General features: G+C 33.2%; 19 protein-coding genes. 6 read left to right on the top strand and 13 right to left on the bottom strand.

Going from position 1 to position 16,964, the window contains the following annotated elements; all coding sequences use genetic code 11:
- Window positions 1-109 precede the first annotated feature (109 nt).
- Window positions 110-757 (top strand): outer membrane beta-barrel protein, encoded by a 648-nt coding sequence (locus ABYI63_RS06395; protein WP_372754628.1) that lies wholly within the window; start codon window positions 110-112, stop codon window positions 755-757.
- Window positions 758-828: 71 nt separating this feature from the next.
- Here ABYI63_RS06395 and ABYI63_RS06390 read toward each other — a convergent pair whose 3' ends face one another.
- The 3 genes from ABYI63_RS06390 to ABYI63_RS06380 form a co-directional block, all read right to left on the bottom strand.
- A complete protein-coding gene (locus tag ABYI63_RS06390) occupies window positions 829-1,503 on the bottom strand; it encodes a PrsW family intramembrane metalloprotease (RefSeq protein ID WP_372754626.1) in 675 nt (224 codons plus the stop codon).
- 17 nt (window positions 1,504-1,520) lie between these two features.
- Window positions 1,521-2,072, bottom strand: a complete 552-nt coding sequence (locus tag ABYI63_RS06385) for an NUDIX domain-containing protein (protein ID WP_372754624.1) — start codon at window positions 2,070-2,072, stop codon at window positions 1,521-1,523.
- 270 nt (window positions 2,073-2,342) lie between these two features.
- On the bottom strand, window positions 2,343-3,425 hold the full coding sequence (locus ABYI63_RS06380; protein ID WP_372754622.1) for a M42 family metallopeptidase: 1,083 nt from the start codon (window positions 3,423-3,425) through the stop codon (window positions 2,343-2,345).
- A gap of 105 nt (window positions 3,426-3,530) precedes the next feature.
- On the opposite strand from ABYI63_RS06380, the gene ABYI63_RS06375 reads away from it, so the two are divergent.
- Genes ABYI63_RS06375 through ABYI63_RS06365 form a run of 3 tightly spaced genes read left to right on the top strand, consistent with a single transcriptional unit; the run spans window position 3,531 to window position 5,383 of the window.
- Window positions 3,531-4,211: a DUF4294 domain-containing protein gene (locus ABYI63_RS06375; protein WP_372754620.1), complete on the top strand. Its 681-nt coding sequence runs from the start codon at window positions 3,531-3,533 to the stop codon at window positions 4,209-4,211.
- Window position 4,212: 1 nt separating this feature from the next.
- Window positions 4,213-4,842 (top strand): hemolysin III family protein, encoded by a 630-nt coding sequence (locus ABYI63_RS06370; protein WP_372754618.1) that lies wholly within the window; start codon window positions 4,213-4,215, stop codon window positions 4,840-4,842.
- A gap of 49 nt (window positions 4,843-4,891) precedes the next feature.
- The gene (locus ABYI63_RS06365) at window positions 4,892-5,383 is read left to right on the top strand and encodes a GNAT family N-acetyltransferase (RefSeq protein ID WP_372754616.1); all 492 of its coding nucleotides are present in this window, start codon (window positions 4,892-4,894) and stop codon (window positions 5,381-5,383) included.
- An 88-nt stretch (window positions 5,384-5,471) separates the two neighbouring features.
- Here the strand turns inward: ABYI63_RS06365 and ABYI63_RS06360 are convergent, their stop codons facing one another.
- From ABYI63_RS06360 to ABYI63_RS06350, 3 genes are all read right to left on the bottom strand, one after another.
- Window positions 5,472-5,900 carry a DUF4268 domain-containing protein gene (locus ABYI63_RS06360; RefSeq protein ID WP_372754614.1) on the bottom strand — a complete coding sequence of 143 codons (429 nt, stop codon included), beginning with the start codon at window positions 5,898-5,900 and terminating at the stop codon, window positions 5,472-5,474.
- 77 nt (window positions 5,901-5,977) lie between these two features.
- Window positions 5,978-6,652: a ZIP family metal transporter gene (locus tag ABYI63_RS06355; protein WP_372754612.1), complete on the bottom strand. Its 675-nt coding sequence runs from the start codon at window positions 6,650-6,652 to the stop codon at window positions 5,978-5,980.
- 36 nt (window positions 6,653-6,688) lie between these two features.
- Window positions 6,689-7,420, bottom strand: coding sequence for a class I SAM-dependent methyltransferase (locus tag ABYI63_RS06350; protein WP_372754610.1), 732 nt, complete (start codon window positions 7,418-7,420; stop codon window positions 6,689-6,691).
- A gap of 257 nt (window positions 7,421-7,677) precedes the next feature.
- Here ABYI63_RS06350 and ABYI63_RS06345 point away from each other — a divergent pair, with 257 nt between their 5' ends.
- Window positions 7,678-8,835, top strand: coding sequence for a class I SAM-dependent RNA methyltransferase (locus tag ABYI63_RS06345; protein WP_372754608.1), 1,158 nt, complete (start codon window positions 7,678-7,680; stop codon window positions 8,833-8,835).
- Window positions 8,836-8,903: 68 nt separating this feature from the next.
- Here ABYI63_RS06345 and ABYI63_RS06340 read toward each other — a convergent pair whose 3' ends face one another.
- The 7 genes from ABYI63_RS06340 to rlmD all read right to left on the bottom strand — a co-directional run bounded on the left by ABYI63_RS06340 (window position 8,904) and on the right by rlmD (window position 15,312).
- The gene (locus ABYI63_RS06340) at window positions 8,904-9,410 is read right to left on the bottom strand and encodes a hypothetical protein (protein ID WP_372754606.1); all 507 of its coding nucleotides are present in this window, start codon (window positions 9,408-9,410) and stop codon (window positions 8,904-8,906) included.
- A 222-nt stretch (window positions 9,411-9,632) separates the two neighbouring features.
- Entirely contained in the window at window positions 9,633-10,514 is an 882-nt protein-coding gene (locus ABYI63_RS06335) for a hypothetical protein (RefSeq protein WP_372754604.1), read from the bottom strand.
- Window positions 10,515-10,609: 95 nt separating this feature from the next.
- A complete protein-coding gene (locus ABYI63_RS06330) occupies window positions 10,610-11,650 on the bottom strand; it encodes an agmatine/peptidylarginine deiminase (protein WP_372754602.1) in 1,041 nt (346 codons plus the stop codon).
- Window positions 11,650-12,537, bottom strand: coding sequence for a carbon-nitrogen hydrolase (locus ABYI63_RS06325; protein ID WP_372754600.1), 888 nt, complete (start codon window positions 12,535-12,537; stop codon window positions 11,650-11,652). Before ABYI63_RS06325 ends, ABYI63_RS06330 begins: the two co-directional genes overlap by 1 nt.
- A gap of 49 nt (window positions 12,538-12,586) precedes the next feature.
- Window positions 12,587-13,318: a DUF6048 family protein gene (locus ABYI63_RS06320; RefSeq protein ID WP_372754598.1), complete on the bottom strand. Its 732-nt coding sequence runs from the start codon at window positions 13,316-13,318 to the stop codon at window positions 12,587-12,589.
- Window positions 13,284-13,826, bottom strand: a complete 543-nt coding sequence (locus ABYI63_RS06315) for a DUF6452 family protein (protein WP_372754596.1) — start codon at window positions 13,824-13,826, stop codon at window positions 13,284-13,286. Before ABYI63_RS06315 ends, ABYI63_RS06320 begins: the two co-directional genes overlap by 35 nt.
- A gap of 76 nt (window positions 13,827-13,902) precedes the next feature.
- Entirely contained in the window at window positions 13,903-15,312 is a 1,410-nt protein-coding gene (gene rlmD / locus ABYI63_RS06310) for a 23S rRNA (uracil(1939)-C(5))-methyltransferase RlmD (protein WP_372754594.1), read from the bottom strand.
- Window positions 15,313-15,677: 365 nt separating this feature from the next.
- On the opposite strand from rlmD, the gene rocD reads away from it, so the two are divergent.
- The gene (gene rocD, locus ABYI63_RS06305; protein ID WP_372754592.1) at window positions 15,678-16,958 is read left to right on the top strand and encodes an ornithine--oxo-acid transaminase; all 1,281 of its coding nucleotides are present in this window, start codon (window positions 15,678-15,680) and stop codon (window positions 16,956-16,958) included.
- The last annotated feature ends 6 nt before the right edge of the window (window positions 16,959-16,964 follow it).

Here is a 16,964-nt window from a genome sequence, read left to right as displayed (position 1 = left end):
TAATAAGTTTGTATTAATTAATTTACATAGCCTTTAAGATAACTTAACATCAATCATTAATTATTGGTGCAATTTTGGTTAGCATAAGTCTAATCTTAAAAACATATTTATGAAAACACCTTTAATTATTGCATTATTATTAGTGAGTACATTTACTTTTGCTCAAAATTCAGAAGAGAAATTTGAAATACCAAAAAACCAATGGATTGTTGGTGGTTTAATTAATTTCAGTTCTCAAAATTATGAAAGCCAGAACGAAGATTATGATTCTGATTCTAATCAAACTTCATTTTTTATTAAACCAGATATTGGATATGCAATAGATAGTAATTTAGTAATAGGTTTGATGCCAGGTTTTAATATTCTAAATTCTAAACGTGAAGGAAGTAATGAAGAGTATAAAAGTAATGGATTTAGCATAGCTCCTTACATTAGAAAATATTTTGCTATTAGCAATAATTTTGCGCTTAATGTGCAAGGAGAATTCATGTATTCATATCAAAAAAGTGAAAATAAATATGCTAACAGCGTAACTAATATTACAAGTGAATCAGATAGGAATTCAATATTTATAGGTGTTAGACCAGGACTGACTTATAGCTTAACCAATAAAATTTATTTGAATGCTAATTTAGGATCAATAGGTTACTACAGTGATAAAAGTGAAAATGATGAAGGAATAACATCGAAGTTAAATAACTTTAATTTTAATTTTAGTACTTCAGATTTATCCTTTGGCGTTTTGGTATTACTATAATATACAAATTATTGGGTCTTGAAATTTGGAAGGGAATATTTTTATTTCCTTTCTTTTTATTAAAAAAAAATCTAAACTTTAAAATGAGAACTTAATTGATGCTTTTTTATAGCTCTTCTAGACAAAACAATTCCAATAAAAAGAGAAATAAAAGCACCAATCCAAACACCAGGAATAAAGTCTATGAATAAGAAAAAGTCATAAGCCCCATGGAAAATAATTGCAAATAATAACCCAGTTAGATTAAAAAGAGCTTTGTTATTAGAAAACTTAGCTTTCCCAATATAATAGCCCATTAATATTCCAAACGTAGCATGTGCAGGAATTGCTGTAAAGGCACGCATTAGGGCTGTAGAAAAACCGCCTTCTAATACGTAAAAAACATTTTCGGTTGCTGCAAAACCCATGGAAACTACAACGGCATATACAATACCATCAAACGGTTCATTGAATTCTTTGTGGGTTTGAGAGTAATACCTAACGATAAGGTATTTGCTAAATTCTTCAGTAAAACCGACTACACAAAAGGCTTTTGTAAATTGTTGTAAAACACTCGTGTCGTCTTTAAGAGGTAACAGTAGGTTAAAAGCGTAATAAAATAGGGTAGCTATGAGAATGCTTATAAAAGCACCCATTAAAAAGTTATAAAATAACAGTTCCTTTGGCTCTTTCTCGTATCTATCCTTAAAATAGATGTATAGAATAACAATTAGTATGGGCGTTATGGAATATATTAATAAATCCATTCAAAGAAAATGAGGTGTTAGTTTATAGTTTCAATTATGTTTTGTAAAACCAATTCGTAATATGCTTTATTGGATGGTACAAAATGATTGTTTGAACCAATGTTTTTAATTAAACTTTTAAATGTATCCAAGGAGACTAATTTTAAAGCCTCAACCTCTTCAATTTGTGGTGTTAATGTGTTTAAAGGTACTTTAAGCTCTGCAATAAAGGTGTTGTGAAATTCATTGTCTACAATGCCTGAACCGTATGATTGAAAACAAGGAAAAACACCAATACAATGTAAATCGGTTTCTGAAATATCTAAACCAATTTCTTCTTTGGTTTCCCTTATGGTAGCTTGTTTGGCTGTTTCTCCAGCATCAATATGACCGGCTACGGATACATCCCACATTAATGGACAAATACTTTTTTTTGATGAGCGTTGCGATAATAGCACATGGCCATCTTTAGTATAAAACCAAACGTGAGCGGTATGGTGGTAATACCCTTTTTGATGAATTACGGATTTTAACTCCGATTTACCTAATGGCTTTCCGGTATCATCTACTACATCTATATATTCATCCATAACTATTTGTTGCGTAGTGTTTACTATAGTTTGAAGTTGCCTGTGCGTTAGGGGTTGAAGCGGCATCCTTTTTTGCCATTAAAAGCAAAAAAGATATAGCGGAAAACCCGACCCTTGTGGTAACGCCCAAATTAATTTCTATTTGTTTTTAAAACGCTATTGCGAGGAAAGAAGCAATCTCATTAGGTTTTTCCAAAGTATATTTTGTACTTAACAAGGATAAGATTGCTTCAGTTATGTTTCCTTCGCAATGACGTTGATTTTCAGATTTTATTTAAAATAACTAAATGTTTCACCATCTTTTATGTTTAACAAACTTTCATAAATAAGTTTGATAACATTTTCAACATCTTCTCTGTGAACCATTTCTACTGTGGTATGCATGTAGCGTAACGGTAACGAAATTAAAGCAGATGCCACACCACCATTGCTGTAAGCGAAGGCATCTGTGTCTGTACCAGTTGCACGAGATAAGGCATTGCGCTGAAATGGTATTTTTTTAGCTTCGGCTGTGTCGGTAATTAAGTCACGAAGCTTTTGTTGTACCGCTGGCGCATATGCAATAACAGGACCTTTACCCAATTCCAAATCACCTTGAGTTTTCTTTTCAATCATTGGTGTTGTGGTATCGTGGGTTACATCGGTTACAATCGCCACGTTTGGTTTGATGGTTTGTGTAATCATTTCGGCACCACGTAGCCCAATTTCTTCCTGTACGGCATTAACAACGTACAATCCAAATGGTAAGGTTTTATTGTTTTCTTTTAATAAACGTGCTACTTCAGCAATCATAAAACCACCCATGCGGTTATCTAAGGCACGACAAACAAATTTATCACCATTTAAAATATGGAATTCGTCTGGGTAGGTAATAACGCAACCCACATGAACGCCTAATTTCTCTACATCGGCTTTAGTTTTACATCCGCAATCAATAAAAATATTATCGGGTTTTGGAGCCTCTTCTTTCGATTTGTCTCTTGTGTGAATTGCTGGCCATCCAAAAACACCCTTTACAATACCTTCTTTTGTGTGGATATTCACAATTTTACTTGGTGCAATTTGGTGGTCGCTTCCACCATTTCTAATTACATAAATTAACCCATCGTCTGAAATATAATTTACATACCACGAAATTTCATCGGCATGGCCTTCAATTACAACTTTGTATTTCGCTTCTGGGTTAATTACACCTACTGCAGTACCATAGGTATCGGTAATAAACTCATCTACATAGGGTTTTAAATAATCCATCCATAGTTTTTGTCCTGTCCATTCATAGCCAGTTGGGGCTGCATTATTTAAATATTTCTCTAAAAAGTCCATAGACTTTTTGTTTAAAATGCTCTTCATCGTTTTGTGTTAAAGTTTTGCACTAAATTAATAATATAAATACAAAAAAAATGTTTTAGAAGATGTAATTTGTTAATTTTGATACAATTTTGCTCCCATATTTTTATGAAGAATTATGTTATATATCTTTTTTTAATTTTCCCTGTTTTTTTATTTGCACAAATAAAGGAAAAGGAAGAGGATACTTCGGAATATGAATATATGTTTATTGATGGTGATTCGGTGCCGCAAACCATTGTAAACTTAAACCCCATTTATATAATGGGTAATATGAAATTTGCTAGTAAAGAAGACAGAATCAGGTACTTAATTTTACGAAGAAAAACCTTAAAAGTGTATCCTTACGCCAAATTAGCAGCAGATAGGTTAGATTCTTTGAATGCGCGTTTGGAATCTATGAAAAAGAAAAGTGATAGGAATCGCTACACCAAAATGATTCAAAAATATATTGAAGGAGAATTTTCGGAAGAGTTAAAAAAACTTTCTCGTACCGAAGGTCAAATTTTAGTGAAATTAATTCATAGGCAAACAGGTAAAACCACCTTTGGTTTGGTAAAAGAATTACGTAGCGGTTGGCGAGCCTTTTGGTATAATACCACCGCAGGTATGTTTGACATTTCTTTAAAGAAACCATTCGACCCGAAAACGGTGTATGAAGATTATCTTATTGAGGATATTTTACAACGAAGTTTTAGAAACGGTTTGTTAGTAAGACAAAAGGCTGCCGAAGAATATAATTTTTTAGATTTAACCGATATTTGGTTAGATAAGCAAAAAAACAAATAAGTTGTTAGCAAAACAAACGCCATTACAAGAACGTTTAAATGCCATAACACATGCCATTGGTGCTATTTTTGGTGTGTTGGGATTAATAGCACTTATTATTTTTAATTCTAATAAAACGGACTGGAGTTTATTCAGTGTAATAGTTTATGGCTTTTCTTTTATAATTTTGTTTACCGCTTCTACTTTATATCATTCAGTAAAAGATGATGTAAAAAAACATTATTTCCGTATTGTGGATCACATCAGTATCTACTTTTTAATAGCAGGAACTTACACTCCCATATTATTGATTACGTTGCAAGATAGTTTGGGCTGGTTGTTGTTTTACGTGGTTTGGGGTATTGCTGCATTTGGTGTTATTTTAAAATTGTTTTTTACGGGGCGATTCGAAATATTTTCAACCTTACTGTATCTGCTTATGGGGTGGCTCATTGTTTTTGATTTTACTAACCTTTCTAAACTCTTAGATAGTAATGGTATTTTGTTGCTGTTTGCAGGTGGTTTAGCTTATACCGTGGGTATAATATTTTATGCCATTAAGAAGATTCCGTATAACCACGTTATTTGGCATTTGTTTGTATTAGCGGGTGCTATTTTTCATTTCTTTATGATTTTCTTTTATGTAATTTGAATTTTTATATTTTGGAAAGGTTGAAATCTTCTGAATATTAACTAAAATTATGATAGACATTATCCCAGCAAAAACTCAAAATCATTTTCAAGAATTAGGCCGGCTAGCCGATATTATTTGGCGGGAATATTATATTCCCATGGTTGGTAAGCCACAGATTGATTATATGCTCGAAAAATTTCAGTCGGTTGAAGCTATTAAAAATCAGGTAGAAGCGGGTTTTGAATATTTTCTAATTACGTTTGATACAATTCCTGTAAGTTATATAGCTATTAAGAAGGAGGAAGACACCTTGTTTTTGAGTAAAATATATGTGTTAAGTACTTACCGCGGGAAAAAAATAGGAAAAAAAGCAATGCAATTTATTGAAGAAAAGGCCAAATCCTACGACTTAAAAGCCATTCGTTTAACGGTTAATATTAATAATACTAAGGCTATAAATGCTTATGAGGCTATGGGCTTTACAAAAACGGGTACTCTGAAAGCTCCTATAGGCGAAGGGTTTTTTATGGATGATTTTTTAATGGAGAAAGCAGTTTAGTCGCATTTTACAATCGCAGTTTGCATTTGAGATTGTTTCAAATTTTTTGGTTAACGTTACTATTCAAAACTTGTTAATCGTTATTCAATTAATCTTCAATCACATCCTTATATTCTTCAAAAAAAGCTTCAAATAAACTCATGTTTTCATTAAAGAATTCCATTACAGTACGCCAAGTATTTTTGTTGTGAATGGAGACTTTTTCATTTAAAGGAATATAAATTCTTGAAATTTCCTTTTCATTATCAAGCAGGTATTCTTCTTCAAAAATGGCTTCAGGTAAAAAATCGTCTATTAAAATGGATTTTAAAGCGACTAATTTTTCCCAATATTTAATTCTGAATTCTAAATCATCTTCCAAATCCAAAGCAATCAACGCGCTTTTTGTATCAAAATGAAATTTGAATGAAAACCCTTTTAATTTCGTGTCATACAAAATCCATTTCCGAGGAAACGATTTTCCGAAACTTGTCCAAAATTCTTGTCGTAATAATCTAGATTCTTCTTTTGAAAACATTCTTTGAGTTTCAAAGTTTATAAAGTTACTGAATTTCAAAGTTAAGAGTAGTTTTCCTAACTAATAACACTAAATTCTTAAATCATATAAGCCACTGCAACACCGAAAATGATTGAAATGAACTTCGATAAATTAAATTTATGGCCTTCAGCACTTTCAAATAAAATCGTGGTAGAAATGTGGAAAAAGATACCAATTACAAGCGCATTTATAATTTGTGAGTATGTTGTGGCTGCTTCCCATGTATTTCCTATAAAAGTTCCAAGTGGGGTCATACAAGCAAACACCAATAAAAACACTGCAATTTGTTTTTTACTATAATGCGATTGAAATAAAAACATGGTAATTAAGGTTGCAATAGGTACTTTGTGCACTAAAATGCCATATACCATATCATTATGGTCGTGTATAGAAAAGCCTTCCAAAAAACTATGAATACATAAACTTATAAATAACGACCACGGAAATGCGGTTTCGTGTGCATGTATGTGTACATGTCCATGTTCTGCACCTCTAGAAAATAACTCTAAAATTAATTGCAGCATAATACCGCACATTATTATTAATCCGGCTAATTTAGGTTCTACATGTTCGTATACTTCGGGTAATAGCTCAAAAAGAGTTAAGGCTAATAAAAACGAACCACTAAAAGAGAGTAGGAGCTTGATGTTCCAGGATTTTTGTTTTTTAGTAAGCGAAGCTAAAATAAAGCCTAAAACGACGGCGAGAAATGGAAAAAGAAATTTATTCATTTAATGTAAAATGCACTTAAAATTTAATTATTCAGTTTATTTAAAAATCATCACCAATCGTTCCGATAATTGCGGGTTAAACTTACGTAATTTATAGTCACCAAAAACATCTAATAAATACACGTCGGCTGCCTCAAAAAGGGCTTCAAAATCGACTAAAGTAAAGGCTCTTACACGTTCCTGAAAATGATAGTCTTTGGTATCATAAGTAAAACGAATATCTTTTATAATATAGCCGTCTTCAACATAACGTTTTAAATGAAAATCGATATCATCAACCGTTTTTACTTCTTCGGGTACCAAATTTGCTATAACAAACTCACTATTCATAAAGTCTATTACACCAAAACCAGACTCATTTAAATCGGCTTTTATGGCTTTTATGGTTTTTAAATTGTCTTCATCTTTATCAAAATAACCAAAACTGGTAAACAAATTAAAAATGGCATCAAAGGGCTTGTTGTATGGCATGCACATATCGTGTACATCAAATCGCAAAGTGTCGTTTTCAAATTCTTTGGCAAAATTAATGCTGTTTTCACTTAAATCAACACCAGTAACATCAAAACCTAAAGAGTTTAGATAAATGGCATGGCGACCTTTACCACAAGCCAAATCTAAAATTTTGCCGCCTTCCGGAATATTTAAATAACCGGTAAGCGTATCCATAAAATGTTGCGCCTCCGTATCATCTCTGTCTTTATATAAAATGTGGTAAAAAGGTGTGTCAAACCACGAAGTAAACCAAGTTGAAGTATCTTTATTCATGTACATTTCCTGCGTACACAGGAATCTTTTAATTCTATTGCTGGGGTTACCCCAAGGGGTCAGGCTTTTCGCTATATCTTTTTAAAAGGTCTTTCTCAGTACAAAGTAATTGGCAAACAGCCAAATATCGTACTAAACAAAGTGCTAGTAAATCAGTTTTAAAAAGGATGTCGCTACAATCCTTAACCCATAATCAGCAAATGCTAGTTAATTAACCGCAAAATTACATTATTTTTGCAATCTATTCGAGATAAAAAATGGAAGAAAATTTTAATATGGTAGCCAAAACCTTATTTGGTTTTGAAGAGTTATTGGCAAAGGAACTAACACAACTAGGAGCACAGCAGGTAAAAACGGGTGTACGTAGTGTGTCATTTGTCGGCGATAAAGGGTTTATGTATAAAGCTAATTTGGGTTTACGCACCGCTATTAAAATATTAAAACCAATACACACATTTACGGTAAATAATGAACAAGATTTGTATAATAACATTTACAAAATGCCGTGGGATCAGTATGTAAAACCAACCGGAACAATAGCGGTTGATGCTACCATACACTCTCATTTATTTACAAATTCGCTTTATATAGCACAAAAAACAAAAGATGCTGTTGTAGATAAGTTTAGAGATACTGTTGGCGACCGTCCGAATGTGGATTTAAAGTTTCCTGACTTAAAAATAAATGTGCATGTTGATAGACACCAATGCACTATTTCGTTAGATTCATCGGGAGATTCCCTTCACAAAAGAGGATATAAACTAGCAACTAACATTGCACCGATAAACGAAGTGTTAGCAGCTGGTTTAATTATGCTGTCGGGTTGGGATGGTCAAACCGATTTTATGGACCCAATGTGTGGTTCGGGAACGATGCTTATTGAAGCAGCTATGATTGCTTGTAACATTCCACCAAACTTAATGCGCAAAGAATTTGCTTTCGAGCGTTGGAACGATTGGGATGTGGATTTATTTGAAAAAATTGAAGAATCGCTACTGGCTAAAACCCGCGATTTCCATCATAAAATTATTGGTTACGATAAAGCACCAAGTGCTGTAACCAAAGCTAAAGAAAACGTTAAAAATGCGCAATTAGATGACTTTATTGAAGTTAAACATGAAGACTTCTTTAAAACACAAAAAGGTGGAAACGAAAAATTGCACATGGTTTTTAATCCACCATACGGCGAGCGTTTAAATATTGATTTACAAGAGTTTTATAAAAACATTGGTGACACCTTGAAACAAAGTTATCCTGGTACCGAAGCTTGGTTTATTACTAGTAACCTAGATGCTTTAAAACATGTAGGTTTACGTCCATCACGAAAAATACAATTATTTAACGCGAAGCTTGAAGCACGTTTAGTTAAATATGTGATGTATGAAGGTAGTAAGAAGGGGAAGTATATGAAGTGATAATAGATTATTAATTTTTAATGTAATCAACTTGTAATTCACTGTAAATAAATTGTTTAAATTGGAATTTAAGAGCTTTTATTGAAATTTAGCAAATATTCTCGAATTTCTTTATTCCATTGAGAAAATTCAGAAATTAATATATTAGCGTTTTTGGTTTTTAATACTCCTTCTGAATTCATAACTTCTATATTGCTTGTTATTTTAGAAATTTTAGAACTTTTAAATTCACCATTTTCATCATGGGAGACTGAAACAAAAATATGTTCCACGATGGGTAAATGAGCAAAAGCATTTCTGATTCTAGAGAGATCTCCAATTTTGACAATAATTTTATTATCAAAGGTTTTTATGTTTCTTAAGATTTTCATTTTTCCACCAATTGTTATTATAGAAGAGTTAAGCATTATTTTTTTAAATTCTCTATTTTTTGTGGGCTCAAAATAATCACAAATTATAAAATCTATTTTTGTTTCAATATCATTCATTCTTTGTATCATCCAACCACGTATTTCTTCTAAATTGAAGTCTGTCAATTTAGTTTTTTTAGTTTGTTTTATTCTTTGATTATCCATTAATGATTTTTTAAGTAAATAATATAGTAAGAAATATTTCTTATTGTTGTGAAAAACTAATTTAGATTTTTCCTACCAAGAAAACAATAACTAGTTATACCTAATTATTAACATTTTTCCTTTATTGCGAGGAGGCACAACGAAGTAATTTGCTTATTGTGAGAGGGTAGTGTACTTTGTGATAATAATGATAATATTACTTCGTGGCTCGAAATGAATTACTTACAAATCAAAAACCTTATAAGTCCGTGTCCATGCCTGAACTTCTCCAGGTTTAACATTAATATTAATAAACAACTCCGGACTTACCACATGATTGCAACCCCAAAGGTTTACTTTATTTGTTTTGAAATTAGTTGTTTCACTTATAGCTAGGTTGCTCTTACGGTTTACAAGTGTCCAGCCACCAGTAACAGTTTTGTCTCCAGAAAGATTACTAAAAAAGAAAGGGGTTTGGTGTTCGCCTTTAAATTTGAAATCGTTTTGGCCAATAAGCACCTTGTTTTCTGGGTTAACGGTTTCCTCAAAATGTTCAGGATATATTTGAAAAGGAAATTTTAAAATGTAAGATGGATCTATTAAATCGGTATTGATTAAGGTGAAATTATGAACATATTCGTCTGTAATTATATCGTTCCTCCCTGTGTTTTGTAATTCATAGGAAATTGAAAATTGATTTCCTAGTACAGAAATTTCTTTTTTTAAAACATATGAATAGCCATTAACAGCTTCAGATGTACAGGTAATTATAACTTTATTAGGTTTAGTAATTACTTTAAATTCTGCAGGTTTAATCTCGTAGCTTTTGGCAAAGTTATATGTTTCGCTGTCTTTTTTTAGTAAACCGACACCCATTTTATGAAACCAACCGCCAATGTCGGCTGCTTCAAAACCTAAAGCTTTATCAATGCCAAATTCGTTGTAAAAACCTTTTCCAAAATGGTCTTCATTCTCGGAATCCCTGCTTTCTACACTGGAAATTGGTATGCCCTTATATTTTACCGATGAAATTTTACCTGTCCAATCAAATCTGGAAAGTGTATAATGTTCTAAAGGGAAGTCAATTTGAATTTCAAAATGCTGGTTTTTTAATATATGTGGCATACAAATTAGTTGGAATAAATTGAGTTTTCAGCGAATACAAAAAAAATAGGATTTCAAGTTTAACTGGAAATCCTATTTTACTAAATTATTATGTACTATTCCGGAATTTGCTGACTCAAACAGTGCAAGGTTCCGAACCCCCAAATAAAATCGGTGGCTGCAATACCTATAATTTCTCTATCAGGAAAACATTCGGCAATAATATTTAGTGCAACACCGTCGTTGGCATCATTAAATGTTGGTACTAAAACTGTTTTATTCAATATTAAAAAGTTTGCGTAACTCGCTGGAATGCGAATGCCGTCAAAATCTAAACGTTTAGGCATTGGCAAGGTTATAATCTTTGGTTGTTCACCGTTTTCTAAAGTAGCTGCTTGCAGTCGTTTTAAATTGTCTTGCAATGGTTTGTAATTGGCATCTTTTGGATCCGATTCAACTACGGTTATAATCGTGTCCTCGTTTACAAAACGTGCTAAATCATCAATATGCCCGTGGGTGTCATCACCTTCAATCCCATTTCCTAACCAAATTACGTTTGTAACGCCTAGGTACTGTTTAAAAGCTGCTTCATAATCTGCTTTAGTTAAACCAGCGTTTCTTACTTGTACGTTTGGGTGCAGTAAACATTCTTCCGATGTTAACAAAGTGCCTTTTCCGTTTACATCAATAGCGCCACCTTCTAAAATAAAAGGTTTTCCGTTATAAATGGCTTGCTCTAACGGAATGTTTAAAAAGCTAGCAACCTTGCTAGGTACATGTTTATCTAATTGAAAATTAGTGTATTTTGCCCAACCATTAAAATTAAAATTGATAGCTTTTCTTTCCTTACCATTTTTTACAATGATTGGTCCAGAATCGCGCATCCAACTGCGGTTGGTTTTGTGAATGATAAACGACACATTATTTAAATTAACGTGAGCCATTTCAAGCATGTCCGTTACTTTGGTTTTAAGTTTATCGTTGGCAACCACCAATATAACTTCCTCAACGGAAGCTACTTTTTTAATGAATTCTACAAACGCCCATTGTACGGCTTCATATTTTCCTGGCCAATCGTTACCGTTGTGCGGAAAACATAATAAAATACCTTGTTGTTTTTCCCATTCAGCAGGAAATATCCAGTTAGCTTCTTTCATTAATCAATTGCGCGTTTAGTAATTTCACCATATTTATCTATGCGTCTGTCGCGTAAAAATGGCCAATTCTGACGAACATTTTCTTGTAAACTTAAATCGACTTCGGCGATTAAAATTTCTTCCTGATCTACCGAAGCTTGTGCCAAAATTTCACCTTGTGGACCAGCAATAAAGGAAGATCCCCAAAACTCGATACCATTAGTATCTGGAAGGTATTTTTCTAAACCAATACGGTTAGCGGCGGCCACATAAATTCCATTTGCTACGGCGTGCCCACGCATAACATTCATCCAAGCACCTTGTTGGTTTTCGCCATATTGTGCTTTTTCTTGTGGATGCCAACCAATGGCAGTAGGGTAAAATAATACCTCTGCACCTTGTAAGGCTGTTAATCTGGCGGCTTCTGGGTACCATTGATCCCAGCAAATTAATGTGCCAATATTTCCTTTTTTAGTAGGGAAGGACTTAAAGCCAATATCACCTGGTGTGAAATAGAATTTTTCGTAAAAGTGAGGATCATCCGGAATATGCATTTTTCTGTATAAACCAGCTTCAGTACCATCTGTATCAATAATGTAGGCACTGTTGTGATAAACCCCTGCCATTCGTTTTTCAAAAAATGGTACAATAATAACCACTCCTAATTCCTTAGCTAATTCACTAAAAGCAATAAATGATGTGCTGTAAAGTGGTTCGGCGAAAGCGAAATTATCAACATCTTCACTTTGGCAGAAATAATGACTGCTATATAATTCAGGTAATGAGATAACTTCAGCTCCTTTTTTGGCAGCGTCTTTTACCCATTGAATACATTTTTTTAGATTGTTTTCTGGTTTGTCGTTCAAGTTTAGTTGAATAACGGCTATTTTGTATGTGTTTTTAGGCATCATTGTTTATTTGAAATTTATTACAAATATAAAGTTTTTATGAAAAAGGTTACTTATCCTTCTTGTATAGCGGAATACGATACATTAACGAGTAACTAAAACCAGTCCCTATACCGCTGCTGTCGTAGGTTTTATTAAACCCAGGAATATAAAGGTTTTCAAAATTATCTGGCTCTGTTTGTGTAATGGACAGTTTAAGTTGCACGTTTAAACCAAGATATAAATTAGTTAACAACTCGGTTTTTACCCCTAAAAGGATTTCTCCCCAAAAAGCTGTTAACCCATTAAATTCTTTTACATCGGTTGAAGTTAATTGTGGCGACCAATATGGATCGGTAGTATAAATGGTATAGCTATTTAAACTTTGAGTAAAGGTGCTTGCACCAACCCTAAAGCCCAGATAAATCATATTATCCATATCTAACCAGTTCTGGTATAAATTATAATCGATACCTGCTTTTATGTAGCTTCCGCTAGTGCTAACATCTAAATAATCGGTTTTAGTATTGTTTTCTTCAATACCTAATTCACCAGCAACGTATAAACGTTTTTTTAATCTGAAATCTGCCGAAATTTCAAAACCTTTAAAGTCGTCATCTACGAAAGAACGTATTAATTTTCCAATATCGCCACCAACACGTAGTCCGTATTTTTCTTTAATTTTTATGGAATCATTAGCAGTGCTAACGATACTATCGTTTTGAGCGTTTATTGACACAGAAAACAATAGCATACACGTTAGGCTACTAATGAAATATGTTAAAATGTGTTTCTGTTTCATCTTCTACAGATTGATTTTCGTTTAAAGGTTGTCTTGATTTTATCCAGTTATCACTATCAGGTTCAATAGTAAGGGTTACGTTTTTGTATATGGTTTTGTAACCGCATGCACGCGATACATATACTTCTTCTCTTGAATAATTTATGGTGATAATGTCGCTGTTACCGTCGTAAAAATCGTCAATCGAATCATCAGGAGTGCCATTATCGTTTAGAACAGCATCTTTAATAAGGATATATTGTGTTGTGTTCGCATCGGTTTTTAAAGGAAGTATTATTTGCGATAAAGATACAATCCCATCCGTTAGCGCATAATCGTTATCTATACCACCAATAACTATTTTGGTAATAGCCTTTATGTCGTCGGTACTGCTAACATCATAAGGATCAATTATTAAACTAGGCGTAGTAGCGGTTGCTTCCGAGCAAATATCATCAGGTTCGCAACTTAAAGTGATGCCAACTCCAAAAACGGTTATGAGTATTAAAAGTAAACTTATTTTTTTCATCAATTTCTTTATTCTTTGCTATTGAGTTGTGTGTTGTTAAGTTGAAAGCCAGTTAAACGACTCTAGGACAAACAACTTACCGTTTTTCTAATAGCACCACATTTTCTACATGAAACGTTTGCGGAAACATGTCTACAGCTTGTGTTTTAGTAACCTTATACATTGCATCCATTAGCTCCAAATCACGAGCTTGTGTAGCGCTGTTACAGCTTACGTATACTACTTTTTTAGGCGCAATATTTAATATTTGTTGCACCACATCTTTATGCATACCGTCACGTGGCGGATCGGTAATAATGATATCTGGTTGCCCGTGAGCCGCAATGAATTCGCTATTAAAAACATGTTTCATGTCGCCTACAAAGAATTCAACGTTATTTATGTTATTTAATTGTGCATTTTCTTTGGCAGCAGTAATGGCATCTGGCACAGCCTCAACTCCAATTACTTTTTTAGCTTGTTTTGCAACAAATTGTGCAATAGTGCCAGTACCTGTGTATAAATCGTATACCAATTCATCTCCTTTAATACCAGCAAAATCTCTAGTTATTTTGTATAACTCAAAGGCTTGATTAGAGTTGGTTTGGTAAAACGATTTGGCATTTATTTTAAATTTCAAACCTTCCATTTCTTCAAAAATATGATCTTCGCCTTTGTAGCAAATCACTTCTTGGTCGTAAATTGTATCGTTTGCTTTCCCATTAATGATGTATTGTAAAGAAGTTATTTCTGGAAAAGTTTCAGCAATATAATCTAATAATAAAATACGATTTGCTTTGTCTTCTTTGAAGAACTGAATTACAACCATCACATCGCCAGTACTGGAGGTACGAATCATCATGGTTCGTAAAAAACCCGTTTGATTTCTGGTGTTGAAAAATTCTAAGTTATTATCAAGCGAGAATTGTTTAACGGTATTTCTAATAGCGTTGGAAGGGTCGGCTTGAAGATGGCATTTTTTAATGTCCAAAATTTTATCCCACATACCAGGAATATGGAATCCGAGAGCATTTCTATCACCTAAGTCAACGTCTGACTGTACTTCTTCAACTGTTAACCAACGACTATCACTAAATGAAAATTCCATTTTATTTCTGTAGAAATATTGTTTAGCAGAACCTAATATAGGTGTAATCTCTGGTAACTCAATATGCCCAATACGGGATAAGTTATTTGTAACTTCCTTTTGTTTATAATACAACTGATGCTCGTAACCCATATCCTGCCATTTACAACCGCCACAAACACCAAAATGTTCGCAAACTGGCGCTGTTCTTTTGTCGGATAATTTATGAAACACTGTAGCTTTTGCTTCGTAATAGGCTTTTCTGGCTTTAAATGTTTGAACATCTACCACATCGCCGGGTACGGTATTGGATAGAAAAATAACCTTTCCATCGGGTGCTTTGGCAATGGTTTTACCTTTTGCCCCTGCATCTAAAACTTCAACGTTTGTAAACGCTTGCTTTTTTGTTCTTTTTGACATGCTGCAAAAGTAATGAAACCTATAAATAATATCGATTTTTGATTAACGATTTTTGAGTTTTGAAATTTCAAAGTTTGAAAGGAGAAAAGATTCAAAGTTTCACAGCGATAAAGTATCAAAAATTTAAGTTTTAATTAAAAGTTTCAAATTAAAAAAAAGGAATTATAAAATTTCAACAATTCACTTGTATCATAACAGAGAGACAGTACAACAATGCAACTTTGTATCTCTGAAATTTGAATAATATTTACTAACTTGCAAGTCTATCCGGGGATGATTTCTCTCCCACGCTGCTTTTTCGAGAATATCGAAAAAATAAAGGTACAGAAGGAATGGTTATTTTATCACTTTAAATTTTTATTAAAATGGCTATTTTAGAACATTTAACCGCTCAACAAGCGATTGATTTAGAAAAAAAATATGGTTCCAATACATATCACCCATTACCAGTAGTTTTAAGTAAAGGCGAAGGTGTATTTGTTTGGGATGTTGATGGAAAAAAGTATTACGATTTTTTGTCGGCATATTCAGCGGTAAACCAAGGGCATTGCCATCCAAAAATTGTTAATGCATTAACGGAACAAGCAAAAACATTAACTTTAACGTCCAGGGCATTTTATAATGATATGCTTGGGAAATACGAAAAATTTGCTTGTGAATATTTCGGATTTGATAAGTTATTACCAATGAATTCTGGTGCTGAAGGTGTTGAAGCTGCTATCAAGCTATGTAGAAAATGGGCTTACGAAGTGAAAGGGATTAATGAAAATCAGGCTAAAATTGTAGTTTGTAATAAAAATTTTCATGGTAGAACGACTACTATAGTTTCTTTTTCAAGTGATGATACAGCAAACAAGAATTTTGGGCCTTATTCAGATGGTTTTATTAATATCGATTTTGATGATTTAGAGGCACTCGAAACCGTTTTAAAAACCAATAAGAATATTGCAGGATTTTTAGTAGAACCTATTCAAGGTGAGGCCGGAGTTTATGTGCCTCAGGAGGGATATTTAGTAAAAGCTAAAGCTCTTTGCGAAAAATACAATGTTTTGTTTATTGCAGACGAAATACAAACGGGTATTGCTAGAACGGGTCGCTTATTAGCCACCTGTGGTAATTGTAATTGTGCCGATAAGAATTGTTCGGGAACCCCAGATGTTAAACCTGATATTTTAATTTTGGGGAAAGCATTAAGTGGTGGTGTGTATCCTGTAAGTGCAGTTTTGGCCAATAATGATATTATGGACGTTTTAACACCAGGAACTCATGGCAGCACTTTTGGAGGAAATCCATTGGCAGCAGCTGTTGCTATTGCTGCTTTAGAAGTGATTAGAGAGGAAAAACTAGCCGAAAATGCTGAAAAACTTGGTAGGTTGTTTAGGAGTGAGTTAAACAAATACATAGAAACTAGTACTATTGTTAAATTAGTAAGAGGTAAGGGGTTACTTAACGCCATTGTGATTAACGATTCTGAAGATAGTGAAACTGCTTGGAATATTTGTATTGCCTTACGAGATAACGGACTTTTGGCAAAACCAACTCATGGAAATATCATTCGTTTTGCACCACCTTTGGTTATGACAGAAGCGCAATTGTTAGATTGTGTGGAGATTATAAAAAAGACTCTTAAACAGTTTGAAAAATAGAAACAT

Source organism: Mariniflexile sp. (genome assembly GCF_041583155.1).
GTDB lineage: Bacteria > Bacteroidota > Bacteroidia > Flavobacteriales > Flavobacteriaceae > Mariniflexile.
This window is presented reverse-complemented; position numbering and strand designations above follow the sequence as displayed.